This is a genomic window from Sphingomonas sp. GW821-FHT02B09, from assembly GCF_059421875.1.
The window spans coordinates 817,036-842,691 of sequence record NZ_JBWKVV010000001.1 but is presented as its reverse complement, the minus strand read 5'-3'; the positions used below and the strand labels follow the sequence as shown (position 1 = coordinate 842,691).

26 protein-coding genes are annotated in these 25,656 nt (G+C 67.4%); 13 read left to right on the top strand and 13 right to left on the bottom strand.

The genetic code is table 11. From position 1 onward, the window contains the following. Positions 1–2 precede the first annotated feature (2 nt). Positions 3–971, top strand: coding sequence for an endolytic transglycosylase MltG (gene mltG, locus AC07U4_RS03860; RefSeq protein WP_495194496.1), 969 nt, complete (start codon positions 3–5; stop codon positions 969–971). 6 nt (positions 972–977) lie between these two features. On the opposite strand, the gene bla is transcribed toward mltG, so the two are convergent. Next, positions 978–1,847, bottom strand: a complete 870-nt coding sequence (gene bla, locus AC07U4_RS03855; protein ID WP_495194495.1) for a subclass B3 metallo-beta-lactamase — start codon at positions 1,845–1,847, stop codon at positions 978–980. 92 nt (positions 1,848–1,939) lie between these two features. Here bla and AC07U4_RS03850 point away from each other — a divergent pair, with 92 nt between their 5' ends. Beyond that, a complete protein-coding gene (locus AC07U4_RS03850; protein WP_495194494.1) occupies positions 1,940–2,809 on the top strand; it encodes a LysR substrate-binding domain-containing protein in 870 nt (289 codons plus the stop codon). Between the two features lie 22 nt (positions 2,810–2,831). Here the strand turns inward: AC07U4_RS03850 and eda are convergent, their stop codons facing one another. The 9 genes from eda to AC07U4_RS03805 form a co-directional block, all read right to left on the bottom strand. Beyond that, complete coding sequence (gene eda, locus AC07U4_RS03845; RefSeq protein ID WP_495194493.1) at positions 2,832–3,437, bottom strand: bifunctional 4-hydroxy-2-oxoglutarate aldolase/2-dehydro-3-deoxy-phosphogluconate aldolase; 606 nt, start codon at positions 3,435–3,437, stop codon at positions 2,832–2,834. A 14-nt stretch (positions 3,438–3,451) separates the two neighbouring features. Further along, positions 3,452–4,417 carry a glucokinase gene (gene glk, locus AC07U4_RS03840; RefSeq protein ID WP_495194492.1) on the bottom strand — a complete coding sequence of 322 codons (966 nt, stop codon included), beginning with the start codon at positions 4,415–4,417 and terminating at the stop codon, positions 3,452–3,454. Between the two features lie 130 nt (positions 4,418–4,547). Then, on the bottom strand, positions 4,548–6,359 hold the full coding sequence (edd, locus tag AC07U4_RS03835) for a phosphogluconate dehydratase (protein WP_495194491.1): 1,812 nt from the start codon (positions 6,357–6,359) through the stop codon (positions 4,548–4,550). 195 nt (positions 6,360–6,554) lie between these two features. Next, a complete protein-coding gene (pgl, locus tag AC07U4_RS03830) occupies positions 6,555–7,259 on the bottom strand; it encodes a 6-phosphogluconolactonase (RefSeq protein WP_495180054.1) in 705 nt (234 codons plus the stop codon). 230 nt (positions 7,260–7,489) lie between these two features. Next, complete coding sequence (gene zwf, locus AC07U4_RS03825) at positions 7,490–8,953, bottom strand: glucose-6-phosphate dehydrogenase (protein ID WP_038659959.1); 1,464 nt, start codon at positions 8,951–8,953, stop codon at positions 7,490–7,492. A 13-nt stretch (positions 8,954–8,966) separates the two neighbouring features. Further along, positions 8,967–9,896: an N-acetyl-gamma-glutamyl-phosphate reductase gene (argC, locus tag AC07U4_RS03820; RefSeq protein ID WP_495194490.1), complete on the bottom strand. Its 930-nt coding sequence runs from the start codon at positions 9,894–9,896 to the stop codon at positions 8,967–8,969. Continuing rightward, positions 9,893–10,249: an SH3 domain-containing protein gene (locus AC07U4_RS03815; RefSeq protein WP_495194489.1), complete on the bottom strand. Its 357-nt coding sequence runs from the start codon at positions 10,247–10,249 to the stop codon at positions 9,893–9,895. Before AC07U4_RS03815 ends, argC begins: the two co-directional genes overlap by 4 nt. Then, entirely contained in the window at positions 10,206–10,526 is a 321-nt protein-coding gene (locus AC07U4_RS03810) for a MarR family transcriptional regulator (RefSeq protein WP_038659952.1), read from the bottom strand. Before AC07U4_RS03810 ends, AC07U4_RS03815 begins: the two co-directional genes overlap by 44 nt. A gap of 35 nt (positions 10,527–10,561) precedes the next feature. Next, positions 10,562–10,804: a hypothetical protein gene (locus tag AC07U4_RS03805; protein ID WP_495194488.1), complete on the bottom strand. Its 243-nt coding sequence runs from the start codon at positions 10,802–10,804 to the stop codon at positions 10,562–10,564. Here AC07U4_RS03805 and secG point away from each other — a divergent pair. The 4 genes from secG to AC07U4_RS03785 all read left to right on the top strand — a co-directional run bounded on the left by secG (position 10,797) and on the right by AC07U4_RS03785 (position 13,482). Next, positions 10,797–11,144: a preprotein translocase subunit SecG gene (gene secG, locus AC07U4_RS03800; RefSeq protein ID WP_038659948.1), complete on the top strand. Its 348-nt coding sequence runs from the start codon at positions 10,797–10,799 to the stop codon at positions 11,142–11,144. The two genes, AC07U4_RS03805 and secG, sit on opposite strands and share 8 nt — an antisense overlap. A gap of 89 nt (positions 11,145–11,233) precedes the next feature. Then, positions 11,234–12,868, top strand: coding sequence for a CTP synthase (gene pyrG, locus AC07U4_RS03795; protein ID WP_038659946.1), 1,635 nt, complete (start codon positions 11,234–11,236; stop codon positions 12,866–12,868). A 40-nt stretch (positions 12,869–12,908) separates the two neighbouring features. Beyond that, positions 12,909–13,199 carry a BrnT family toxin gene (locus AC07U4_RS03790; protein ID WP_495194487.1) on the top strand — a complete coding sequence of 97 codons (291 nt, stop codon included), beginning with the start codon at positions 12,909–12,911 and terminating at the stop codon, positions 13,197–13,199. Further along, entirely contained in the window at positions 13,180–13,482 is a 303-nt protein-coding gene (locus tag AC07U4_RS03785) for a BrnA antitoxin family protein (RefSeq protein ID WP_495194486.1), read from the top strand. Before AC07U4_RS03790 ends, AC07U4_RS03785 begins: the two co-directional genes overlap by 20 nt. Positions 13,483–13,525: 43 nt before the next feature. Here AC07U4_RS03785 and AC07U4_RS03780 read toward each other — a convergent pair whose 3' ends face one another. Beyond that, a complete protein-coding gene (locus AC07U4_RS03780; RefSeq protein ID WP_038659940.1) occupies positions 13,526–13,990 on the bottom strand; it encodes an Hsp20 family protein in 465 nt (154 codons plus the stop codon). Positions 13,991–14,245: 255 nt separating this feature from the next. On the opposite strand from AC07U4_RS03780, the gene AC07U4_RS03775 reads away from it, so the two are divergent. The 5 genes from AC07U4_RS03775 (at position 14,246) to AC07U4_RS03755 (ending at position 20,369) form a co-directional block, all read left to right on the top strand. Next, positions 14,246–16,735, top strand: a complete 2,490-nt coding sequence (locus AC07U4_RS03775; RefSeq protein ID WP_495194485.1) for a TonB-dependent receptor — start codon at positions 14,246–14,248, stop codon at positions 16,733–16,735. A gap of 659 nt (positions 16,736–17,394) precedes the next feature. Then, the gene (locus AC07U4_RS03770; RefSeq protein ID WP_495194484.1) at positions 17,395–18,639 is read left to right on the top strand and encodes a lipoprotein-releasing ABC transporter permease subunit; all 1,245 of its coding nucleotides are present in this window, start codon (positions 17,395–17,397) and stop codon (positions 18,637–18,639) included. Then, positions 18,632–19,303: an ABC transporter ATP-binding protein gene (locus tag AC07U4_RS03765; RefSeq protein ID WP_495194483.1), complete on the top strand. Its 672-nt coding sequence runs from the start codon at positions 18,632–18,634 to the stop codon at positions 19,301–19,303. Before AC07U4_RS03770 ends, AC07U4_RS03765 begins: the two co-directional genes overlap by 8 nt. Continuing rightward, entirely contained in the window at positions 19,300–19,893 is a 594-nt protein-coding gene (locus AC07U4_RS03760) for a GNAT family N-acetyltransferase (protein WP_495194482.1), read from the top strand. The genes AC07U4_RS03765 and AC07U4_RS03760 overlap by 4 nt, the downstream gene beginning before the upstream one ends. After that, the gene (locus tag AC07U4_RS03755) at positions 19,890–20,369 is read left to right on the top strand and encodes a glutathione peroxidase (RefSeq protein ID WP_495194481.1); all 480 of its coding nucleotides are present in this window, start codon (positions 19,890–19,892) and stop codon (positions 20,367–20,369) included. Before AC07U4_RS03760 ends, AC07U4_RS03755 begins: the two co-directional genes overlap by 4 nt. 50 nt (positions 20,370–20,419) lie before the next feature. Here the strand turns inward: AC07U4_RS03755 and AC07U4_RS03750 are convergent, their stop codons facing one another. Then, complete coding sequence (locus AC07U4_RS03750; RefSeq protein ID WP_137898669.1) at positions 20,420–20,998, bottom strand: HdeD family acid-resistance protein; 579 nt, start codon at positions 20,996–20,998, stop codon at positions 20,420–20,422. A 100-nt stretch (positions 20,999–21,098) separates the two neighbouring features. Between AC07U4_RS03750 and dnaE the strand changes: the two genes are divergently transcribed. After that, on the top strand, positions 21,099–24,599 hold the full coding sequence (gene dnaE / locus AC07U4_RS03745; RefSeq protein WP_495194480.1) for a DNA polymerase III subunit alpha: 3,501 nt from the start codon (positions 21,099–21,101) through the stop codon (positions 24,597–24,599). 3 nt (positions 24,600–24,602) lie between these two features. After that, positions 24,603–25,130, top strand: a complete 528-nt coding sequence (moaB, locus tag AC07U4_RS03740; protein WP_495194479.1) for a molybdenum cofactor biosynthesis protein B — start codon at positions 24,603–24,605, stop codon at positions 25,128–25,130. Positions 25,131–25,312: 182 nt separating this feature from the next. Here the strand turns inward: moaB and AC07U4_RS03735 are convergent, their stop codons facing one another. Next, the gene (locus AC07U4_RS03735) at positions 25,313–25,654 is read right to left on the bottom strand and encodes a VOC family protein (protein WP_495194478.1); all 342 of its coding nucleotides are present in this window, start codon (positions 25,652–25,654) and stop codon (positions 25,313–25,315) included. Between the last annotated feature and the right edge of the window lie 2 nt (positions 25,655–25,656).

Genomic DNA, 25,656 nt, shown 5'->3' with positions numbered 1-25,656 from the left:
CCATGCGCAAGGTCGGTTGCCTCGGTCTGCTGATCGGCCTCGTTGCGATCGTCGCGGCGTTCCTGGTGGTGCAGGGCTGGGGTGGCAGCGGTCCGGCGCCGCGGACGCTGACCGTGCAGGTGGCGGAGGGCAGCAGTCTCGCCTCCGCCGCGCGCGAACTCGAGAAGGCGGGGGCGATCCGCTCGGCCGGGCGCTTCCGCCTGCTCGCCCGCGTGTTCGGTTCGGGCGAGCCGATCAAGGCGGGCGAATATCGCATCCCGGCGCACACCAGCCCGGCCGACATCCTCAAGATGCTGCAGGGCGGCAAGGTGTTGCAGCGGCTGGTGGTGGTGCCGGAGGGCTATCCTTCTGTGCTCGTCCACGACGCGCTGATGAAGGCTGACGGATTGACCGGCGACGTGCCGGTGCCTGCCGAGGGCTCGGTGCTGCCCGACAGCTATGCCTTCCAGCGCGGCGACACGCGCGCGAGCGTGATGGCACGGATGCAGACGGCGATGCGCGACTATCTCGCCGCCGCCTGGGCGAAGCGCAAGCCGGGGATCGCGGTGACGACCCCCGAACAGGCGATCATCCTCGCCTCGATCGTCGAGAAGGAGACCGGCAAGCCTGCCGAGCGGCGCACGGTGGCGGCGGTCTATGGCAACCGGTTGAAGCAGGGGATGCCGTTGCAGGCGGATCCGACGGTCATCTATCCGATCACCAAGGGGCGGCCGCTGGGCCGGCGCATCCTGCGCTCGGAGCTGCATGCGAAGAACGGTTATAACACCTATGCCGAGGCGGGCCTGCCCGCCGGGCCGATCGCCAATCCCGGGCGTGCCTCGATCGATGCGGTGCTCGACCCGGCATCGTCGAAGGCGTTGTATTTCGTCGCGGACGGCACCGGCGGGCACGTGTTTGCGGACACTTTGGCGCAGCACAACGCCAATGTGCAGAAATGGTATGCGATCAGGCGCCAGCGCGGCGAGATGTAGCGCGGGTCACCGCGTCGCCCGATCCTCGCGCAGGCGCGCGTCGAGCTTGCGACGTGACGAGGCGGCATAGGCACGGCAGGCGCCGGGTGTCGTGCGGAAGCGATCGGTGGCGCCGTCCTGATCGGCGTGGGCGGTGATCAGCAGATCGCACGGCAGGGCCTGCATCACCCTATAGCTCTTGCGGAATCCGGCGACGATCGGGCGGCTCGTGGCGGCGGTGTAGCGATAGCCGTCGCTCGAGACGGGATTGAGGCTGGCGGCGAAGACGATCGTCCTGCACCCTTGGCGCGCGCAAGACTGCCAGCTCCAGCTCGTGCTGCCCATCGTATGGCCGGGCGTCGCATGCGCGGTCACCGTGGTGCGCCCCACCGTCAGCCGCTCGCCGTCCCCGATCACCCGCACCGCGGAAACGGCGGGAAAGCGGCTGTCGTAACCGCGCTGCGGATCGTCTGCGGCGAGGCGGCCGGATCGCAGCCCTTCGGCAGCACGGGCGCTGGCGATCACCGTCGCGCCGGTGGCGCGGGCGAGCGCGGCGATGCCACCGGCATGATCGAAATGCGGTTCGGTGCTGAGGATGTAGCGAATGTCGCGCGGCCGGAAGCCAAGCTTTCTGACATTGGCAAGGATCGCGGGCGCGGCTTGCGGCAGGGCGCCGTCGATCAGGATTAGCCCCTTGCCCGTGTCGATCAGTGCGACGTTGAGGCCGCCGAAGCCCACCAGATAGCTGTCGCCGAACACCCGCACCGGCGGCCGCGGCGCCAGCCATTCGGCGACATGCTCGCCGACGATCGGCCGGGTGAGGGGATCGTCGCGCTGCGTTGTGGCGACGGGCGTGGTCTGCGCGGCGAGCATGGCGGCAACGAGGCTGGCGATCATGGACGGGTCTCCTTCGTTCCCGGAATGCCCGTCACGGCGATGCCATACAAACCATCTTCCCTCGCGTTAGCCATGAGGTTTACTCATGACCGATGGATCGCGCCCAGCTCCCGCTCAACGCTTTGCGCGCCTTCGAGGCGGCGGCACGGCATCTTAATTTCACCCGCGCCGCGAGCGAATTATTCGTCAGCCAGGGAGCGGTGAGCCATCAGGTCGCCGCGCTCGAAGAGAGGCTGGGTACGAAGCTGTTCCGGCGGCTGCCGCGCGGACTGGCGTTGACCGACGAGGGGCAGGCGCTGGTCCCGGTCCTCGCCGAGACGTTCGACCGGATCGGCGCCACGCTCGACCGGTTCGAGGGCGGACGCCTGCAACATCCCCTCGCGCTCGGCGTGGTAGGCACGTTCGCCACCGGCTGGCTGCTGCCGCGGCTCGATCGCTTCGCCGCAAGCCATCCGCACGTCGATGTCCGGCTGTCGATCAACAATAACCGCGTCGATCTGGCGGGCGAGGGGCTCGACGGCGCGATCCGCTTCGGCGACGGCGCGTGGCACGGCACGCAGGCCGAGCCGTTACTCGCCGCGCCGCTGACCCCGCTTTGCGCGCCGCGTATCGCCGCGCGGTTGCGTGACCCGGCCGATCTGCTGCGCGAACCTCTGCTGCGCTCGTACCGGACCAGCGAGTGGGAAGGGTGGTTCACCGAGGCGGGGCTGTCGCCGCCGGCGCTGCGCGGGCCGTTGTTCGACAGTTCGGCGGTCATGGCGAGCGCGGCGATGGCGGGGCTGGGCGTCGCGCTGGCGCCGCGCGCGATGTTCCTGCGCGAACTCGCCGCGGAGCAGCTCGTCCAGCCGTTTGCGGTCGAGATCGATGCCGGCCGCTACTGGCTGACGCATCTGCTGTCGCGCAAGCCGTCGCCGGCGATGCGCGCGTTCCGGGACTGGCTGGTGACGGAGGCGGGGGAGTGATCCGCCCGCCTCCGCCCTGCCGTCAGCGGCGCAGGCCGCTCGCGGCGCGCGCCTTGGCCTCGACCTCGGCCATCGAGCCGCCGGTCACCCAGCTGCCGCCGACGCACAGCACCGGCGCGAACGCCAGCCAGTCGGGCGCGCTCACCTCCGTGATGCCGCCGGTCGGACAGAAGCGGCACTGATAGAAGGGTGCCGCCAGCGCCTTCAGCGCCTTCAGCCCGCCCGACGTCTCGGCGGGGAAGAACTTGAAATGGGTGAGGCCGAGGTCGAGCCCGCGCATGATGTCGCCCGCGGTCGCGGTGCCGGGCAGATAGGCGACGCCCGCGTCGAGGATCGGCGTGGCGAGCCGCTCGGTAAGCCCCGGCGAGACGATGAACTCGACGCCGGCGTCGATCACCTGCCGTGCCTGGCTCTCGTTCACCACGGTGCCGGCGCCGACGATCGCGCCGGGAACCGTCTTCATCTCGGCGATCGCCTCCATCGCCGCGCCGGTGCGCAGCGTCACCTCGAGCACCTTGAGCCCGCCGGCGACGAGCGCCTCGGCCAGCGGCCGCGCGGTGGCGGCGTCGTCGATCACCAGCACCGGGATGACGGCGCTGGTCTGCATGATGGTGGCGATGTCGGTCATGACGCAGGAGCCTCTTATGCGTGTTCTTGGGCGAAGGCCGCGGCGGCGCCGAACAGGCCCGGCTGCGGATGGGTGATGAGCTTGACGGGGATACCCGCCATCATGTTCTGGAACCGGCCCTTGGCGACGAAGCGCTGATCGAAGCCCGACCGGATCAATTTGTCCTTGATGCGCAGGCCGAGCCCGCCGGCGATCACCACCGCCTTGGCGCCATGTGCCAGCGCGAGGTCACCCGCCACCGCGCCGAGCGCGAGGCAGAAGCGGTCGAGCGCGGCGAGCGCGATCGAATCGGTGCCGTCGACCGCCTCGGTCCAGATCGTCTTGTCGTCGCGGCTGGGAACGGCGCGGCCTTCGAGCTCGGCGAGCGTCTCGTACAGCGCGACGATGCCGGGACCGGAGCAGATCCGCTCCGCCGAGACGCGCGTATAGGTTCGGCGCAGGCGCTTGACGAAGGCGTCCTCGATGCCGTCGAGCGGCGCATAGTCGACGTGGCCGCCCTCGGTGGGCAGCACGTGATAGCGGCCCTTGGTCTTGAACACCTGCGCGACGCCGAGGCCGGTGCCGGGGCCGCAGACCGTCGTCACCCCCTCGGTCGGCAGCGCGATGTCGGGGCCGCAAAGGTGCTCGAAATCGTCGTGCGGCAATTGCGCGACGGCGTGACCGACCGCTCCGAAATCGTTGATGACGGTATAGATGTCCGCGCCAAGCCGCTCGGGGATCAGCGACGGGCGGATCACCCAGGGATTGTTGGTCAGGCGGATGATGTCGCCGGTAATCGGCGAGGCGACCGAGATCGCCGCCGCCTTGGGCAGGGGCGCGCCGTGGCGGGCGGCGAACGCCTGCCACGCGGTCTGCAGGCTGGCGTGTTCGGCGGTCTTGAGCGTCACCGGTTCGCCGAGCGCGACGACATGGCCGTCCTCCACCTCCGCGATGGCGAAGCGGGCATGGGTGCCGCCGATATCGACGCTGACGAGCTGCATTTCTATTCTCTCCTGACGTTCCGCTCTCACCCTCACCCATTGCCGGCTTCGCCGTCTCTCCCTCTCCCGGCGGGAGAGGGAAGGGGCCCGCCGCCGCAGGCGGTGGGAAGGGTGAGGGTGGTTGGTGTTGCTATAGACCCGCCGCCGCGAGCATGCCCGATGCGCCCTTCTCCGCCTCGTCGGCGAGGCCGCGGAACATCGCGAACAGCTCGCGGCCGGTGCCGCTCGCCGCGCCGGGGGCGTCGCACAAAGGCCGCGCCAGCCATTCCGCCGCGTCGACCAAAGCGTCGAGCGTGCCGTTGACCGCATCGACGCGGATGATGTCGCCGTCGCGGATCTTGCCGATCGCGCCATGGCCGAGGGCCTCGGGCGAGCAGTGGATCGCGCACGGCACCTTGCCGCTCGCGCCCGACATGCGGCCGTCGGTGACCAGCGCGACCTTGAAGCCGCGATTCTGGAGCACACCGAGCGGCGGGGTCAGCTTGTGCAGCTCGGGCATGCCGTTGGCGCGCGGCCCCTGGAAGCGGACGACGACGACCATGTCCTGCTCCAGCTCGCCGCGCTTGAACGCCTCGAGCACGTCGAGCTGGTCGTGGAAGACGCGCGCCGGCGCCTCGACCACCCAGCGTTCCTTGTCGACCGCCGAGACCTTGATACAGGCGCGGCCGATGTTGCCGGCGAGGATGCGCATGCCGCCATCGGGCGAGAAGGCCTCGCCGACGGGACGCAGGATGCTGGTGTCGCCGCTGTCGCCGACCGGCTGCCACGTGAGCCGATCGTCGACGATCGCCGGCTTGTTGGCATAAGCGGCGAGGCTGTCGCCGCTGACCGTCGTGATGTCGCCGTGCAGCAGCCCGGCCGACAGCAGTTCGCGGATGACGAAGGGCATGCCGCCCGCCGCCTCGAACGCATTCACGTCGGCGGCGCCGTTGGGATAGACGCGCGCGATCAGCGGCACCGCGCGGCTGAGGCGATCGAAATCCTCCCAGTCGATCACGATCCCCGCCGCGCGCGCGATCGCGGGCACGTGAAGCAGATGGTTGGTCGAGCCGCCGGTGGCGAGCAGCCCGACCGCCGCGTTGACGATCGCGCGTTCATCGACGCAATGGCCGAGCGGGCGATAGTCGTTGCCGCGCCAGCCCATGCCGGCAAGGCGATGCACCGCGGCGCGGGTCAGCTCCTGACGCAGCTTGGTGCCGGGATTGACGAAAGCGGCGCCGGGCATGTGCAGGCCCATCACCTCCATCATCATCTGGTTGGTGTTGGCGGTGCCGTAGAAGGTACAGGTGCCCTTGGAATGATAGGCCTGGATTTCGGCGTCGAGCAGTTCCTCGCGCCCCGCCTTGCCTTCCGCATAGGCCTCGCGCACCGCCGCCTTGGCCTTGTTGGGGAGGCCGGAGGGCATCGGCCCGCCGGGGATCAGCACCATGGGCAGGTGACCGAAGCGCAGCGCGCCCATCAGCAGCCCCGGCACGATCTTGTCGCAGATGCCGAGCAGCGCCGCGCCCTCGAACGTGCCGTGGCTGAGCGCCACTGCCGTGGCGAGCGCGATCGTGTCGCGGCTGAACAGCGACAACTCCATGCCGGCATAGCCCTGCGTCACGCCGTCGCACATCGCCGGCACGCCGCCGGCGACCTGTGCGGTGGCGCCGGCCTCGCGCGCCCACACCTTCATCAGCTCGGGGTAGCGGTAATAGACCGCATGCGCCGACAGCATGTCGTTATAGGCGGTGACGATGCCGATGTTCATGCCGGTATCGGCGCGCAGCGTGTCGCGATCCTCCTCGGTGCCGGCATAGGCATGGGCGAGGTTGGCGCAGCCGAGCTGCGGCCGGCGCGCGCCGCTCTCCCGCTCGCGCTCGATCAGTGCAAGATAGGCGGCACGGCGCTCCCGCGATCGTTCGATGATGCGGTCGGTGACGGCGGAGACTTCGGGGTTCATGACGCGGATCCTGGGGAGGGGGCGTTAGGTGCCTGAGGTGTCACCATAAACCATATCGGGACGAACGACGGAAGCGGATCGGGACACAGGCCCTTCGACAGACTCAGGGCGAACGGGGCGGGAGCGATTCCCCTTCACCGTTCGTGCCGAGCCTGTCGAAGCACGGTGGGTCTCAACCCCGCTCCGTCACCGGCGTTACGGCGCCCAGTGGATATCGACGGGCAATTCGGCGTCGGCGAGCACGCGGCCGATCGGATAGGGCGACGACGGCCCCTGCTTGATCGCCTGTTCGATGACGTCGCGCTTGGCCTGGCCGGTGACCGCGATCATCAGCGCGCGCGCCGTGACGATGCCCTCGCGCGACAGCGTCACGCGGGCGACGGGGGCCTCGGGCGGCAGCGGTTCGGGCATCACGCCGAGCGCGCGGCGTTCCTTGGGGCCGGACAGCGCCTCGTCGAAATCGGGGCCGGGAAAGATCGACGCGGTATGGCCGTCGCCGCCGACGCCGAGCAGGCACAGGTCGAGCGGCCAGTGCAGGTCCTGCATCAGCGCATCCGCCGAGCGGCCGGCGGACTTATAGTCGGCGGTCGCCTGCGGCACGATCGGCATCACCCGCGCGCCCTTGGGCAGGAAGGTCTTGGCGATCATCGTCACGTTCGACAAAGCGTCGCCGAGCGGCACGATACGCTCGTCGGTGGGGACGATCGTCACCCGCTTCCAGTCGAGCTTCGCCTTGGACAGCGTGTCGTAGATCGGGATCGGCGTCTTGCCGCCCGACAGCGCGATCACCGCCGCGCCGCGTGCGTCGATCGCCGCCTCGATGATGAACTGGATGTCGCCGGCGACCGCCTGGGCCATTTCGGCGGCGTCGTCATATTCCCACCATTCGATCTCGGTCATGTGTTTGCTTTCGTTCGGTCGGCGTCCCGCCCGATAGACCGGGCGGACGCGCAAGGTAAGAGGCCGCGCATACGTATGAGCGACGGAATCGACTGTATGGTGACCCAAAACACACCCCATATCCCGTCACCCCGGGCTTGACCCGGGGTCCCGCTATTGGCCGACCGCGGGAGAAGCGGGAGCCCGGGTCAGGCCCGGGGTGACGGGGGTGAACGGCTCGGCCTGAAGCCTCAATCGTCCTGCCAGGTCACGCCGTCGCGCTCGGTCAGCGCGATCGCGCCGGCGGGGCCCCAGGTGCCGGCGGCATAATGTTTGGGCTTGGTCTGGTTGGCATCCCAGCCGGCGCGGATCGCGTCGATCCACGTCCATTGCGCCTCGACCTCGTCGCGACGGACGAACAGCGTCTGGTCGCCCTCGATCAGGTCGAGCAGCAGCCGCTCATAGGCGATGCGCCGCCGCGAGCCGGCGAATTCGGCGTCCATGCTGAGGTTGAGCGGCACCTCGCGCAGGCGGATGCCCTCGCGGTCGAGCCCCGGCTCCTTCGCCATCACCAGCAGCTGGACATATTCCTCCGGCTGCAACCGGATCACCAGCGTGTTCGGCTGGAGGATGCCGCCGCGGCCCGAGAACATCGAATGCGGCACCGGCTTGAACTGGATCGCGATCTCGCTGCGCCGCTTCGCCATCCGCTTGCCGGTGCGCAGATAGAAGGGCACGCCCTGCCAGCGCCAATTGTCGATATGCGCCTTGATCGCGACGAAGGTCTCGACGTTGCTGTCATAGCCCAGCTCGTCGTCATAGCCCTTGACGACCTTGCCGCCGACCGCGCCCTCCTCATACTGGCCGGTGACGGTGCAGATCGGCACGTCCTCGGGCGCGATCTTGCGCAGCGACCGGAACACCTTCGCCTTTTCGTCGCGGATCGCGGCGCCGTCGTAGAGGGCGGGGGGCTCCATCGCGATCAGCGCGACGAGCTGGAGCATATGGTTGGCGACCATGTCGCGCAACGCGCCCGCGCCCTCGTAATAGCCGGCGCGATCCTCCAGCCCGACCGTCTCGGCGATCGTGATCTGGACGTTGTCGATCCCTTGCGCGTTCCACACCGGCTCGAAGAACGAATTGCCGAAGCGCAGCGCGAGGATGTTCTGGACGGTTTCCTTGCCGAGATAATGGTCGATGCGGAAGGTCCGCTCCTCGGGGAAGGCGGACGCAACGGTGTCGTTGATCTCGCGGCTGGAGGCGAGATCGTAGCCGAGCGGCTTCTCCAGCCCGATCCGCACCGTCTCGCCGGCAAGGCCGACGCTTTCCAGCCCCTTGACCGCCGGCTCGAACAGCGACGGCGCGGTCGACAGATAGATGGCGAGCCCGCCCGACACGTCGCCGATCTTTTCGGCGAGGCCGGCGAAGCTCGCCGGATCGGACAGGTCGGCGGGCTGGAAGAACAACCGCTCGAGGAAGCTGGCGATCTTGTCGTCGTCCTTGCGGTCGGCGGCGAGGAACTGGCCGAGCGCCTTCTGCACGAAGGCGCGGAAGGCGTCGTCATTCTGCTCGCCGCGGGCCGAGCCGACGATCGTCAACGCCTCGGGCAGCAGCCCGTCGGCGTGCAATCCGTACAGCGACGGCCACAGCATGCGCTGGGCGAGGTCACCGGTCGCTCCGAACAGGAGCAGCTTGCCGACGGGATTGCGCTGCATGACGGTCCTTCTGTTAAACGATCAGGCCGGCCAGGGGATCGAGCCCGGCCATGATGTTGAGATTCTGCACGGCGGCGCCACCGGCGCCCTTGCCGAGATTATCGAGCGTGGCGATCAGCCGCACCTGGCCGCTGTCGGCATTGCCGCAGACGCGCAAGGTCATCCGGTCGGTGCCGCTGTTTTCCTCGATCGTCACCGCGGCGACGTCGCCACTCGCGACCGTGATCAGCGCGCTGTCGGCATAGGCCGCGGCGAGCGTCTCCTCGACCGCGGCGAGGCTTGGCAGGCCGGGTAGCTGGGCGAGCGCCAGCGGCACCTCGCCGAGCATGCCGCGGTTGAGCCGCGCCACCGCGGGCGCGAACACCGGCGGATGGGCGAGGCCGGCATGCGCGCGCATCTCGGGCAGATGCTTGTGCGACAACGTCAGCGCATAGGCGCGCAGCGCTGTATCGACTCCGCCGCCCTCGAATTCCGCGATCATCGCCTTGCCGCCACCCGAATAGCCCGACACCGCATTATAGGTCAGCGGCCAGTCGGCGGGGATCAGCCCCGCGCGCACCAGCGGCGCAACCAGCGCGAGAAAGGCGGTGGGATAGCAGCCGGGGTTGGACACGAACCGCGCCGCGGCGATCCGCGCCGCCTGACCCTCGGTCAGTTCGGGGAAACCGTAGGTCCAGCCCTCGGCGACCCGATGCGCCGACGAGGCGTCGATCAGCCGCGTCGTGCCGCTGCGCACCAGCGCCGCCGCCTCGCGTGCCGCCTCGTCGGGCAGGCAGAGGATGGCAATATCGGCGTCGTTGAGCGCCTCGGCGCGAGCATCCGCGTCCTTACGGCGCGAGTCGTCGAGCGTCACGACATCGATGTCGGTGCGGCCGCTCAACCGCTCGCGGATGTCGATGCCGGTCGTGCCGACGGCGCCGTCGATGAACACGGTGACGCTCATGCTGCGCTCGCCTTGTCGAGGATGGAACGGTCGACATAGCCGACCAGATTCTGGCCGATCGCCCGGCCCCAGGCGTGGCGCCCGGCGAGTTCGAGCACCTCGAACACGTCGCCGGTTGCGAGCGTCGCGATCGGCTCGCTCAGATTGCGATCGGCGAACAGGCGGGCATCGCCCAGTGCTACCGCGGCCATCGGCGCGGCATAATGCGGCGCGAACACCTGTTCGGCGAGGCGGACGTCGGCGAGATCGCCGCGCACCGCGTGCGTCCGGGGATCGAGCGTGACCGACGGGCCGGTGAGCGCGAACGCCCTACGCGAGGGCTGGCTGGCGCGACCGGGCGTCGCCTTCGCCAAGGAATTGCCCGAACTCTTCAAGAAACTCTGCCCCTTCGGAAGTACGCGCGACGAAGATGTTGCGCTTGTCGCTGTCGTCGCGTTGCCGGCGCAGATAGCCGAGCGCACCCAGCCTGTTCAAGGCGCGCGTGACGACGGGCTTCGATACGTTGAGGGCCCGGGCCAGGCCCCGCACCGTATGCGGGCCGGGATTGAGGTAGACGAGAAGGAGCAGCGCCATCTGCCGGTTGGTGAGATCGGGTTCGCCCGAGCGCACGTAATCCACCAGGGCCGTCATCCACGTCGCGAGTGATTGCGCGGCAGTTCCCACGTTCAAATATCCGTTTCTGCGCCGTTTTCGGGGCTTTGTTTCGCGGTCATAACGCCCCCGCACGGTGCAGGTTTCCGGTAAACGGACGGGTAGGGTGAATAAGTGGCCTGGGTACGGTTGCGGACCGGCGGGTGGCCCCCGGCATCGATGCCATCATCGTCGCGCACACCCGCACGGTTGATCGTTTCGCAGCCCTCGCCTATGTGCGCGCCTTCATACGCGTTTCCGGGACCATAGATGTTCACCTTCCTCCTCGTCGTTCATGCCATCATCGCCGCGGCGCTCGTGACGGTGATCCTGATGCAGCGGTCGGAGGGTGGTGGCCTCGGCATGGGCGGCAGCCCGTCGGGGCTGATGTCGGCGCGCGGCGCGGCCGATTTCCTGACCCGGATGACGTCGATCCTCGCGACGGTGTTCGTCGGCATGTCGATCGCGCTCGCCTTCATCGCGGCGCATCGCCAGACGCAGACGATCGACACCTCGCTCGCCCGCACGCCCCCGGCGGCGGCACCGGCCCCTGCGCCCGCGCAGGATGCGGTGCCCAACGCTCCCGCCGACAATGGCGCGGTGCCGCTCCAGCGCTAACCCGCTGATCCGTTCATCGTGAATCGCGCGCGGGGCCGACCCGCGCGCTCTTGTCGTTCGACCCCATAACACGCTAGGCGATTTCTCCCATGGCGCGGTACATCTTCATCACCGGCGGCGTGGTTTCGTCGCTCGGCAAAGGCCTCATGGCGGCCTCTCTCGCAGCTTTGCTCCAGGCGCGCGGCTACCGCGTCCGGATTCGCAAGTTCGATCCCTATCTCAACGTCGATCCCGGCACGATGAGCCCGTATCAGCACGGCGAGGTCTACGTGACCGACGACGGTGCCGAGACCGACCTCGACCTCGGCCATTACGAGCGATTCACCGGCGTCGCCTCGCGCCAGTCGGACAACGTCACCTCGGGCCGCATCTACAAGACGATCATCGAGCGCGAGCGGCGCGGCGACTATCTCGGCGCCACCGTGCAGGTGATCCCGCACGTCACCGACGCGATCAAGGCCTTCGCCCGCGCCGAAACCGATGACCTCGACTTCGTACTCTGCGAGATCGGCGGCACCGTCGGCGACATCGAGTCGCTGCCGTTCATCGAGGCGATCCGCCAGCTCAAGAACGAGGTCGGCCGCGGCAATGCGATCAGCATCCACGTCACGCTCGTCCCCTATATCGCCGCCGCCGGAGAGCTGAAGACCAAGCCGACGCAGCATTCGGTGCGCGAACTCGCCGCCTTGGGCGTGCAGCCCGACGTTTTGGTCTGCCGCTGCGAACATCCGCTGCCGCCGTCGGAGCGCGCCAAGATCGCTTTGTTCTGCAACGTGCCGGAGACGGCGGTCATTCCGGCGCTCGACGCCAAGAGCATCTATGCCGTGCCGCTGCAATATCACGGCGAGGGCCTCGATTCGGAGGTGCTGCGCGCCTTCGGCATTACGCCGTCGTCGGCGCCCGACCTCAGCCGCTGGACCGACATCATGGACCGGCTGACCAATCCGGAGGGCGAGGTGACCGTCGGCGTCGTCGGCAAATATGTCGGCCTGCAGGATGCGTACAAGTCGCTCAACGAGGCGCTCGTCCATGGCGGCATCGCCAACCGGGTCAAGGTCAACGTCCGCTGGATCGACGCCGAGATCTTCGAGAACGACAATGGCGAGATCGTCAGCCAGCTCGAGCCGTGCGACGCGATCCTCGTCCCCGGGGCGTTCGGCGAGCGCGGTGCCGAGGGCAAGATCAAGGCGGTCAAATTCGCCCGCGAGCGCGAGATCCCCTATTTCGGTATCTGCTTCGGTATGCAGATGGCCTGCGTGGAGGGCGCGCGCGACCTCGCCGGTATCGCCAATGCCTCGTCGACCGAATTCGGCCCGACCGACGAGCCGGTCGTCGGCCTCATCACCGAGTGGATGGGTCGCGACGGGCTCGAGAAACGCGAGGAGCAGGGCGATCTTGGCGGCACGATGCGGCTCGGCGCCTATGAGGCATCGCTCGACGGCAACAGCGTCGTGTCGTCGATCTACGGCGATACGGTGATCCACGAGCGCCATCGCCACCGCTACGAGGTCAATACGCATTACAAGGATGCGCTGGAGAAGGGCGGGCTGGTGTTCAGCGGCATGTCGCCCGACGGCACCCTGCCCGAGATCGTCGAGCGGCCGGATCATCCGTGGTTCGTCGGTGTCCAGTTCCACCCGGAGCTGAAGAGCAAGCCGTTCGATCCCCACCCGCTGTTCGCGAGCTTCATCCAGGCGGCGCTGACGAAGAGCCGCTTAGTCTGATCTTGACGTCGATCGTCGTGTACGTACATTCCTGTACGGCATGACGGTCTTCGAGTTCGACCCGGCCAAGGCGGCAGCGAATGTCGCCAAACATGGCGTGTCGTTCGCGTTGGCGCAGGCGGTCTGGGACGACCCGTTGCATGTCATCGTGCCGGATCGCGTGACCGATGGAGAACGTCGGTATCACGCGATCGGCATGATCGGTCATGTCGTCTTGCTGGTCGTCGTCCATATGTACCCCGATGGGGAGGATGCGGACCGGGTGCGTATCATCGGCGCGCGCCGTGCGACGCGTCATGAGAGGAGGCGATATGAAGAAGACGCGACTTGATTGCGCCTTGCAGCGCGAAGCCGAGCGACTTGCGGCGCTGACGGACGAATCGATCGATACCGTGGACATTCCGGAGGCACCCGCGGCGGCGTGGCGCGATGCGGTGCGTCCCGGACTGTATCGGCCGGTCAAGCAGCCGGTGACCTTGCGGCTCGACGCCGATATCGTCGCCTGGTTCAAGGATCACGCCGCCGGGGCGGGCTATCAGACCGAGATCAATCGCGTGCTGCGCGATCATGTCGCCAGCGAGGATCGCCGTGCCGCCAAGGGCTCATCGGCCTGATATAGAAAGGCGCCCGGACCGATCGGCCCGGACGCCCCGAGGATTACGCGGCCGCGGCCACGTCCTTGTTCTCCACCGCGGCGAGCGGTGCGCCGGTCTTGATCGCGATGGTCTTCGGCTTCATCGCCTCGGGCACTTCGCGGACCAGATCGATGACGAGCAGGCCGTCGTTGAGACGGGCATCCTCGACGAAGACGAAATCGGCGAGTTCGAAGCGGCGCTCGAAGCTGCGGTTGGCGATGCCGACGTGCAGGAAGTTGGCGTTGCCGGCCTTGTCGTCCTTCTTGCCCGAGACCAGCAGCAGGTTCTGCTGCGCGGTGATCTCGATCTCGTCCCGCGAGAAGCCGGCGACCGCGAGCGTGATGCGATAGCGATCCTCGGCGAGGCGTTCGAGGTTGAAGGGCGGGTAATTCTCCGCCGTGGCGGCGCGCGCGTTGCTTTCCAGCATGTCGAACAGGCGGTCGAAACCGATGGTCGAGCGGCGATAGGGGGTCAGGTCGAGTCGCATGTCAAATCCTCCGCGAGAAGCGAGTTGAACGACGGCATCCACGAGCGTGCGATGCCGGTGCACGGCCCGTGATCGGCGCCGTGCAGCCCCGATTTTGGATTGCTCCGGCCGCGGTTCAAGAGGGCCTCTGTTCGCCCGATCCGTAATTTTCGGGGTTGGCGCCGAAGCCCCGCTTTGTCGCCGCGAAGCATCTCCATCTTTGAACATCCCCCGAACCAGTGGAGTTTGCGGCGAAAATAACATCAGGGAAACCGCATGTCGCTGACGCTCGCCATTCTTCTCGCCGGCCAGACCGCCGCTGCCGCCACCGCACCCGCCGCAGCGCAGGACGATGCCGCACCCGCGCCGGTGACCGCCGGGGGAAGCGAAGACGCCCGGCCGGCGGCTTCGGCACCGGGCGGCGGCGACATCCTCGTCACCGCGCGCCGGCGCGCCGAATCGGTGCAGCGCGTGCCGATCGCCATGTCGGTGGTCGGCGGCGCCGACATCGACAAGACCGGCGCGTTCAACGTCAACCGGCTGCAGCAGCAGCAACCCTCGCTGCAATTCTTCTCCAGCAACCCGCGCAATTCGGCGATCAACATCCGCGGTCTCGGTGCACCGTTCGGCCTGACCAACGACGGCATCGAGCAAGGCGTCGGCTTCTACGTCGACGGCGTCTATATCGGCCGGATCGGCGCCTCGACCTTCGATTTCGTCGACGTCGACCGGGTCGAGGTGCTGCGCGGCCCGCAGGGTACGCTCTACGGCAAGAACACCACCGCCGGCGCGCTCAACGTCACCACCCGCCCGCCGAGCTTCACGCCGGAGGGCAGGGCCGAGGTCAGCGTCGGCAATTACGATTTCGTGCAGGCCAAGGCGTCGGTGTCGGGGCCGCTATCCGACACGGTGGCGCTGCGGCTGTCGAGTTCGGCGACGACGCGCAAGGGGACGATCCGCGACGTCACCTCGGGTGAGGACCTGCATCGCCAGCGCAATCTGGGGGTGCGCGGCCAATTGCTGTGGAACGCAAGCCCGTCGCTTAATTTCACGCTGTCAGGCGATTTCAACGTCCAGAACCCGGAATGCTGCGTGCAATATTATGCCCGCGTCGGCACCACGCAGCGGCCGCTCGCACGGCAATATAATGCGCTCGCGGCGGCGCTCAATTATACCCCGCCCAGCAGGGACCCGTTCGATCGGCGCACCGATCTCGATGCGGCGATCAATTCGCGGCAGGAGGTCGGCGGCGCCTCGCTGGTCGCCAATTGGGATCTCGGCCCGGCGACGCTGACCTCGGTCAGTGCGTGGCGCTACTGGGACTGGCAGCCGCAGAATGATCGCGACTTCACCGGCCTGCCGATCACCACCGTCTCGCAGAATCCGTCGCAGCAGAAGCAGGTGTCGCAGGAATTCCGTTTCGCCTCGAACGGCACCAACCGGCTCGACTACACGGTCGGCGCCTTCCTGTTCCACCAGACGATCGATACCCAGGGGTCGCAGGTGCAGGGATCGGCGGCGAGCCGCTTCCTGCTGTCGGGCACCGACGCCAACAATCCCAACGTCCTCAACGGCCTGACCTCGACCAATACGATCAGCTTCGACAACACGAGCTTCGCGGTGTTCGGCAAGCTCAACTGGGCGCTGACCGATGCGCTCCACATCCAGCCGGGGCTGCGCGTCAATTACGACCGCAAGTCGGGTTTCTACGAATCGGTCGTCAGCATCGCCAACAGCCAGTATAATTTTACCGCCACGGCGGATAACGTCGCGACGCTGCTGGCCGCGCAGCCCACCACGGCGGCGCGCACGACCTTCCAGAACCAGATCAATACACTCGCACCGCAGCGTTACAGCCCGCGGTTCAGCGCCTGGAATACGTCGGGCGATATCACCGTATCCTACGATTTCGCGCCCGAGATTCACGGCTACGCCACCTATGCGCGCAGCTTCAAATCGGGCGGGATCAATCTATCCGGCCTGCCGCTCAATTCGAACAGCACCGGCGTCGATCTGACGACGCAGACGGTGAAGCCTGAGAAGGTCAACAATTACGAGATCGGCCTCAAGACGCAGTTCCTCGACCGGCGGCTGACGCTCAACCTCGCCGGCTTCTGGACCGACGTGTCCGACTATCAGGCGACGGTGAACAATAATGCGATCAACGTGATCCGCGGCTATCTCGCCAATGCCGGCAAGGTGCGGTCTCGCGGCGTCGAGTTCGATTCGAGCTTCCGCCCGAGCAAGCGGTTCAGCGTCTACGTCAGCGGGGCCTTTACCGACGCCAAATATGTCGACTTCAAGAACGCGCCGTGCCCGCCCGAACTGTCGGGTGGCACCGCGACTGCGCCCGGTGGCGTGACCGATCCGGCGGGGACGCCCGGCGGGCGTAGCCCGGCCTTTTGCGACATCTCCGGCCAGCGCCTGCCGGGCATCTCGAAATGGTCCTTCTCCTACGGCGGCGAATATAACCTCCCGGTCGATGGCGCGGGTGGTGAAGTCTATGTCGGCTATGACGGCAATTACCGGTCGCGCTTCTCGTCCAACCCGTCGCCGTCGGCCTATACGTGGATCGAGGGCTATTCGCTGTCGAACGTCCGCGCCGGCTATCGCAAGAACGATTTCAACGTCTTCGGCTGGGTGCGCAATGCGTTCGACCAGAACTACTTCGAACTGCTGTCAACGCAGTCGGGCAACACCGGCCTGATCGTCGGCCAGCCCGGTGATCCGCGCACTTATGGCCTGACGGTGTCGAAGCGGTTCTAGGCGTTCGATACGTTCGGGAAGGGCGGGGATCGGAGAATGTTGCGACACGTTCGGCCGGTCTGCCAACCGCCTGAGCTACCCACAGTGTCGTCACCCCGGCGAAGGCCGGGGCCCATGGTTTCGGTGATTTCAAAGGCAGCGCATACCGTTGTCGCCATCGCATCCATGGGCCCCGACTTTCGTCGGGATGACGAAGCGGGGGAGGGATGACGCCACGCCCGCATTGTGTGTGCCAAACGGTTCGGAATCGCAGATACTTCGGTCCGCGTTATGACCCGGTTCAGAATTGATCGGCAATAAAGACGATCGCCGGACAGGGGGCGCGACCTGGAAGCTCCCACCCTCTGCCCGGCTACTCTGGTCTAAAACTGCGGCGGACAAGCAAACGCCCGGACCGTTGCCGATCCGGGCGCCTGCGTGACGAGAAAACCCGTCAGCCCCCTTAGGTCGCTTTCCGACAATCGCGCGTTGTTTCGCTGCGCTGTCGTTCCGCTCTTCCCCGAACCACGGCCGTTGCCTGTGTCTCAGTAAGTCTTTGCTAGGCAGCACTGCCGGCTTTGTCACCGGCTATGTGGAGGGGCGGAATCGATTGACCGAAACCTGTGTCGAATCCGCAACATTTGTTGCTTGTGACTCGCACGTCACCTAGAGGTCCGGCCATGCTCCTCTCACGCTACGAACGGATGATCGCCCGGCGCTACCTGCTCCCGGGCAAGGGCGAGGCGTTCATCTTCCTGGTCGCCTCGATCAGCCTCGTCGCGGTGATGCTCGGCGTCGCCGCGCTCGTCATCGTGATGAGCGTGATGAACGGCTTCCGTGCCGAGCTGTTCGACAAGATCGTCGGGCTCAACGGCCATGCCGTGATCCAGGGCGTCGGCGGCCGTCTGCCCGACTGGCGCGAGATCGTCGCCGAGGCGCGCAAGACGCCCGGCGTCACCTCCGCCACGCCGATGGTCGAACAGCCGCTCGCCGCGACCTATAACGGCCGCGCCGAAGGGGTGCTGGTCCGCGGCGTCCGCCTCGCCGACGTCAAGCCGGTGATCGGCGACAAGCTCGTGATGGGCACGCTCGCCGGCATCACGCCGGGCAGCGGCCGGATCGCGATCGGATCGCGGCTTGCCGAGGCGCTCGGCGCGCAGGTCGGCAGCGAGATTTCGCTGTTCAACCCGCAGGGGCAGGCGACTCCGTTCGGCACCGTGCCGCGTATCGTCAATTATACGGTCGGCGCCATCTTCGAGATCGGCCTGTACGATTACGACAAGGCCTATGTCATCATGCCGATCGAGGACGCGCAGACGCTGCTGCTGCTCGGCGACAACGTCAGCCAGATCGAATTGCAGACCGTCGATCCCGACAAGGTCGCGCCGATCCTCGCGCCGCTCGCCGACCGTCTGCGCGGCGGCGCGGTCATCGCCACCTGGCGCAGTATGAACGCGCAGCTGTTCCAGGCGCTCGAGGTCGAGCGGGTCGCGATGTTCACCGTGCTGTCGATCATCATCCTCGTCGCGGTGTTCAACATCCTGTCGTCGCTGATCATGCTTGTCCGTGCCAAGACGCGCGACATCGCGATCCTGCGGACGATGGGTGCGACGCGGGTCGGATTGATGCGCATCTTCATGGTCGTCGGCACGACGATCGGCGCGCTCGGCACGCTCGCCGGCCTCGTGCTCGGCTTCGTCTTCCTCTTCTATCGCCAGGCGGTGGTGAACCTCGTCCAGCTCGTCACCGGGCAGAATCTGTGGGACCCGTCGATCCGCTATCTCACCGAGCTGCCGTCCAAGCCCGACCCGGTCGAGATCGTCATCATCGCGCTGATGGCGCTGGTGTTCAGCTTCCTCGCCACGCTCTATCCGGCGTGGAAGGCGGCGAGCACCGATCCGGTACAGGTGCTGCGCTATGAATGACGTCCTCCGCACCACCGGCCTGACCCGCAGCTTCCGCCAGGGCGAGGAGACGATCCACGTCCTGCGCGGCGTCGACCTCTCCGTCGCGCCAGGCGAAATCGTCGCGCTGGTCGGTCCGTCGGGCTCGGGCAAGTCGACGCTGCTACAGGCAGTCGGCTTGCTCGAGGGCGGCTTCCAAGGCTCGATCATGATCGGCGGCGAGGAAGCCGCGAAGCTCGACGCGCATGGCCGCACGATCATGCGCCGCGACCGGCTCGGCTTCGTCTACCAGTTCCACCATCTGCTGCCCGACTTCAACGCGACCGAGAATGTCGTGCTGCCGCAGCTCGTCCACGGTGCCGAGCGCAAGCCCGCCGACGATCGCGCGATATCGCTGCTGACGGCGCTCGGTCTCGGCCACCGGCTGACGCACCGGCCGAGCCAGCTCTCCGGCGGCGAGCAGCAGCGCGTCGCGGTGGCGCGCGCGCTCGCCAACCGGCCGGCGCTGGTGCTCGCCGACGAACCGACCGGCAATCTTGACGAACATACCGCCGACGTGGTGCTTGCCGAGTTCCTGCGGCTGGTGCGCGGCGAGGGCTCGGCGGCGTTGATCGCGACGCACAACGAGCGGCTGGCGCAGAAGATGGATCGCGTCGTCCGCCTGCACGAAGGCGTGCTCACGTGACGGCGTGGGGCGAGACGCCGACGCTCGTCGGGCGTCACGTCACGCTGCGGCCCCTGGAGCGCGCCGACCGGGACGCGCTGGTCGCGGTCGCCGCGGCGGACGATCTGTGGAACACCTTTTACGCCAACGTCTCGCAGCTCAAGGATGCGGACCGTTGGCTCGACGCGTCGTTCGAGCAGCAGGACATCGGCCGCGCCCGCCTGTTCGCGGTGTCCGATCCGGCGGGGCAGGTGGTCGGCACCACCCGCTATATGCGCATGGCGCCGGCGCATCGCCGGCTCGAACTGGGCGGCACCTTCTACGCCAAGGCGGTGCAGCGTACCGGCGTCAACACCGAGGCCAAGCTCATGCTGCTCACCCACGCCTTCGAGGCGCTGGATTGCCAGTGCGTGCAGATCCGTACCGATTCGCTCAACAAGCGCAGCCAGGCGGCGATCGAGCGGCTCGGCGCAAAGCAGGACGGCGTGCTGCGCGGCCACCAGCAGATGGCGGACGGGCGGCTGCGCGACAGCATCGTCTATTCGATCCTCGACCGCGAATGGCCGGGGGTGAAGCAGAACCTCCTCTTCCTGCTCGCGAGGCACGCATGACCGCGATCACCGACTTTACCGTCACCGGCGCCGACGGCGCACCGATCCCGCTCGATCGCTGGGCGGGGCAAGTGCTGCTGATCGTCAACACCGCCTCGAAATGCGGGTTCACCCCGCAATATGAGGGGCTCGAGGCGCTGCATCGCCGCTTCGCCGAGCGGGGGTTCGAAGTCCTCGGCTTCCCCTGCAACCAGTTCGGCGCACAGGAACCCGGCGACGCCGCCGAGATCGCCAGTTTCTGTTCGCTGACCTATGACGTCACCTTTCCGGTTTTTGCCAAGGTCGAGGTCAACGGGGCAGGGGCCGATCCGCTATTCTCGCGGTTGAAGATCGAGGCACCGGGGCTGCTCGGCTCGAAGGCAATCAAGTGGAACTTCACCAAGTTTCTGGTGAACCGCGAGGGCAAGGTGGTCCATCGCTACGCGCCGACGACCAAGCCCGAAGAGATCGCCGCCGATATCGAGGCGCTACTCTGACGCTTGCAACGTCCAGTACCCCGGCCTCCGCCGGGGTACGGGTTTCGCGCTCACACCTCCGGTGCGGCGAAGGGCTTCGCGCCCGTCTTGTGGTTGAGCGCCGACGCCACCGAGGCGACGCCGCCGAGCAGGAAGCTGATCCCGAGGATGAACCCCGGCAGCGTCAGTGCCGACCAGGGCAGGGTTGCGAGCACGTAGATCGCGAGCAGGATGTTGACCACGCCGAGCACGATCATCAGCGCGCGCCCGCGCTTGAATCGCGCGCCGAGCCCGATCTCGAGCGCCCCGCGGATGCCCAGCCAGATCGCGACCAGCAAGGTCAGCGAGATCGCCGCGGTCGCGGGCGCGAACGCCATCAGCAGCCCGATGACCAGCGACAGCACGCCGAAGCCGATCGCATAGCCGCGCCCTTCGTGATCCCTGCCGGCAAATCCGGCCGCGATCGACACCAGCCCGGCGGCGATGAAGAAGGCGCCGATCACCAGCGTCGCCGCATAGGTCGCGGCGAAGGGATTGAGGAAGGCGAGCACGCCGAGCACGATCGACAGCACGCCATAAGCGAGGATCCAGCCCCAGCCGGCACCGGCGGCACGCGGCGCGAGCGGATCGGTGAATACAGTGTCCGACATTGACGTAACCTCCTCCGTTATGCCCGCGTAACGGAGTTATCCACCGCAGGTTCCTTGGCCCGCCCTGTTCGAATCGGGGTTGAGCGGCTAAGTCTCCGCAATGGCTCATTCCGGTTTCGTACCGCTCCGCATTTTCTCGTCCTACACGATGCTCGACGGGGCGATCGAGCCCAAGGCGATCGCCAAGCAGGCGAAGGCGATGCGCTTTCCCGCCGCCGGTTTGACCGATCGCAACGGCCTCTATGCGGCGATGGCCTTTTCGGATGCCGCCAAGAAGGACGGCGTCCAGCCGGTGATCGGCACGATGCTGTGCGTCGCGCGGCCCGGCATGCCCGACGGCGTCGCCGTGCCGCTCGACTGGATCGCCCTCTATGCGCAGGATGCGACGGGCTATGACAATCTGTGCGCGCTGGTCAGCCTCGCGCATCTCGAACGGCCGATCGAACTGCCCGCGCATGTCGATTTCGCCGCGCTGGAGGGGCGCACCGACGGCCTGATCGCCCTGACCGCGGGTGGCGAGGGCGCGCTGGCGCGATTGATCCACGAGGACCAGCCGGATCGCGCCGCCGCCTATCTCGACCGGTTGCAGGCGCTGTTCCCCGACCGCCTCTATATCGAGCTGGCCCGCCGCAGCGACGTGATCGAGGAGGCCGCCGAACAGGCGCTGGTCGACTTCGCTTACGATCGCAACCTGCCGCTGGTCGCGACCAATCCCTGCTGTTTCTCGGACAGCGCCTTTCTCGACGCGCATGATGCGATGCTGTGCATCGCGCATTCGACCTATGTCGAGAGCGAGGACCGCATCCGCTCCTGTCCCGACGCATGGCTCAAGCCCGCCGAGACGATGCGCGAACTCTTCTCCGACCTGCCCGAGGCGATCGACAATACGTTGGTCGTCGCGCAGCGCTGCGCGGTAATGGCGCCCTATCGCAAGCCGATCCTGCCCAGCCTCGCCGGCGATCGCGAGGGCGAGGCGGCGATGCTGCGCGCCGAGGCGGCGGCGGGGCTGGAAAAAAGGCTCGACCGGATCGAGGCACTCGGCACCCAGCCCGCCGATGATCCCGACTGGCGCGACGTGTATCGCAAGCGGCTCGCCTTCGAGGTCGACGTCATCGTCCAGATGGGCTTTCCCGGCTATTTCCTGATCGTCGGCGACTTCATCAAATGGGCGAAGGATCACGACATTCCGGTCGGGCCGGGGCGCGGTTCGGGCGCCGGCTCGGTCGTCGCCTGGGCACTGACGATCACCGATCTCGATCCGATGAAACTGGGCCTGCTGTTCGAACGCTTCCTCAACCCGGAACGCGTCTCGATGCCCGACTTCGACATCGACTTCTGCGAAACCCGGCGTGGCGAGGTCATCCGCTACGTGCAGGAGAAATACGGCCGCGATCAGGTCGCGCAGATCATCACCTTCGGTAAGCTCAAGGCGCGCGCGGTGCTCAAGGACACCGGCCGCGTCCTCCAGATGAGCTACGGCCAGGTCGATCGCCTCGCCAAGCTCGTCCCCAGCCATCCGACCGATCCCTGGGACCTCAAGCGCGCGCTCAACGGCGTGCCCGAGCTCGCCAAGGAATATTCGAACGACAATCAGGTCCGCCGCCTGCTCGATCTGGCGACGAAGCTGGAGGGCCTGCCGCGCCACTCGTCGACGCACGCCGCCGGCGTGGTGATCGGCGACCGCCCGCTCGCGCAACTGGTGCCGCTCTACCGAGACCCGCGGTCGGACATGCCGGTCACCCAGTTCGACATGAAGTACGTCGAAGGCGCCGGCCTGGTGAAGTTCGACTTCCTCGGCCTCAAGACGCTGTCGGTGCTCAAGAAGGCGGTGCAGCTGCTCGCCAAGCGCGGCATCACCGTCGATCTTGACGCTTTGCTGTGGGACGACGAGGCGGTCTACAAACTGCTCCAGAAGGGCGACACGGTCGGCGTGTTCCAGCTCGAATCGGAGGGGATGCGCCGTACGCTTAGCGCCGTGCGCCCGACCAATTTCGGCGACATCATCGCGCTCGTCTCGCTCTACCGGCCCGGCCCGATGGACAATATCCCGAGCTTCGGCCGCCGCAAGCAGGGCACCGAGCCGATTGTCTATCCCCATGACCTGCTCGAACCGATCCTGTCCGAAACCTACGGAATCTTCGTCTATCAGGAACAGGTGATGCAGGCGGCGCAGATCCTCGCCGGCTTCTCGCTCGGCGGCGCCGATCTGCTGCGTCGCGCGATGGGCAAGAAGATCAAGGCGGAGATGGACGCGCAGCGCGCGATCTTCGTCGAGGGCTGCGCCAAGGTGAACGGCATCCCCAAGGCCAAGGCGAACGAATTGTTCGACTTGATCGACAAGTTCGCCGGCTATGGCTTCAACAAGAGCCACGCCGCCGCCTACGCCCTGCTCGCCTATCAGACCGCATGGCTGAAGGCGCATCATCCGGAGGAATTCTACGCCGCGTCGATGTGCTACGACATGGCGCAGACCGACAAGCTCTGCATCTTCGTCGACGACATGCGCCGGCTTGGCGTGACGATCTGCGGCCCCGACATCAACAAGAGCGACGCCGAATTCGACGTCGAGGCGACTGAGGACGGCGGCCTCGCCGTCCGCTACGCGCTCGCCGCGCTGAAGTCGGTCGGCGAGGGGGCGATGGAGAAGCTCGTCGTCGAGCGCAGCACCAACGGTCCGTTCAAGAGCATCGACGATCTCGCCACCCGCGTCGATCCGCGCCTCATCAACAAGCGCCAGCTTGAAACGCTCGCCGCCAGCGGCACGTTCGACTGTTTCGATGCCAACCGCGCGGGCATCCACGCCGTTGCCGAGACGATCCTCGCCGTCGCCGCCCGCACCCACGAGGGCAAGACCAGCGGCCAGCACGGCCTGTTCGGCGCCGAGGATGTCGCGGGCGATGCAATCAAGCTGCCCGCCAACGTGCGTTGGTCGATGGCCGATGCGATGGAGCAGGAAAAGGAGGCGTTCGGCTTCTATTTCTCCGCCCACCCGGTCGACCGCCACGCGCATCTCGCCAAGATGCACGGTGCGCGCCAATATGTCGCGCTGACCGAGCTCAACATCCCCGAGGACGGCACCCGCGCCGGCGCGACGATGGCGGTGCTGGTCGAGGATGCGCGCTGGCGCACCTCGGCGCGTGGCAAGCGGTACATGATGGCGACCTTGTCCGATGCGAGCGGCCAGTTCGTCGCCACCTGTTTCGACGATTCGGTCGCCGCCGAGCTGGAGGATGCCGCGCGCTGCGGCGGCTGCGGCCTCATCACCGTCGAGCTCGACCGCCGGCCCGGCGAGGAGACGCCGCGCGTCTCGGTGAAGCGCATCCAGCCGTTCGAGGGGCTCGCCTCGATCGCGCGCTTCACCATCGCCGCCAGGGTGGCGCATGCCACCGCCTTCGAGGCGCTGTCGGCGCTGCTCGCGCATCACCGCGGCGCCCGCGGCGAGGTGCGTGCGCATATCCCGGTCGGGGAGGGCGAGGCGACGGTGCTGCTCGGTCGCGATTTCCTGCTCGACATGGAGTTGGTCGAGACGATCCAGGCGATCCCCGGCATCAGCGACGTCGCGCTCGACCGCGTCGCCTCGCAACTGCGCTCGGTGGGCTGAACCATGCCGATCGACACCAGCCTCGCCTTCCGCCCGGTCAACATCGCGGTGCTTACCGTTTCGGATACGCGCGGGCTCGCCGAGGATCGCTCGGGCGATACGCTGGTCGGACGGCTCGAGGCCGCGGGCCACGTCCTCGCCGAGCGCGTCATCCTGCGCGACGATGCCGACGCGATCGTCGCGCAACTCCATCGCTGGATCGACGACGAGAGCGTCGATTGCGTCATCACCACCGGCGGCACCGGCGTCACCGGCCGCGACGTCACCCCCGAGGCGGTCGAGCGCGTCGCCACCAAGATGATCCCCGGCTTCGGCGAGCTGTTCCGCTATCTGAGCTACGCCAAGATCGGCACCAGCACCGTCCAGTCGCGCGCCTGCGCCTGCGTGGCGCGCGGCACCTATATCTTCGCGTTGCCCGGCTCAACCGGCGCGGTGAAGGACGGCTGGGACGGCATCCTGCAGGACCAGCTCGACAGCCGCCACCGCCCCTGCAATTTCGTCGAACTGATGCCGCGGCTGATGGAGCGGTGATCGGTCCGCGACCGTAAGCGCGAGTCGGGTGTGCCGACGTCGCCCCGAACTACCCGTCACCCCGGACTTGTTCCGGGTCCACCGGCCCGCAGGACCAACAGCTTTTGCTCCTGCGGAACAGTGGATGCCGGAACGAGTCCGGCATGACGGACGTGTGGGTCGGCCGGCCCGTGACGACGGACCTAACCCGCGTCGACCTGCATCACCGCCAGCACGTGCCCATCCGGATCGGCGAAGTGGAACCGCCGTCCGCCCGGGAAGGCGAAGACCGGCATCGTCACCCGGCCGCCGGCCGCCTCGACCGCGGCGAGCGCTGCGTCGACATCCGCCACCTCGATCACCGGCAGCGCTGCCGCGGTCTGCTGCGCGGGATCGGCCTGGAAGCCGATATCGGTATCGCCGCTGGTCGTCGCCGCATAGCTCGGCCCGAAATCGCTGAACGCCCAGCCGAACGCTTCGCCGTAGAACGCCTTGGCCCGCGTCGTGTCGGCCACCGGCAGTTCGAGATAGTTCAGCCTTGCCATAC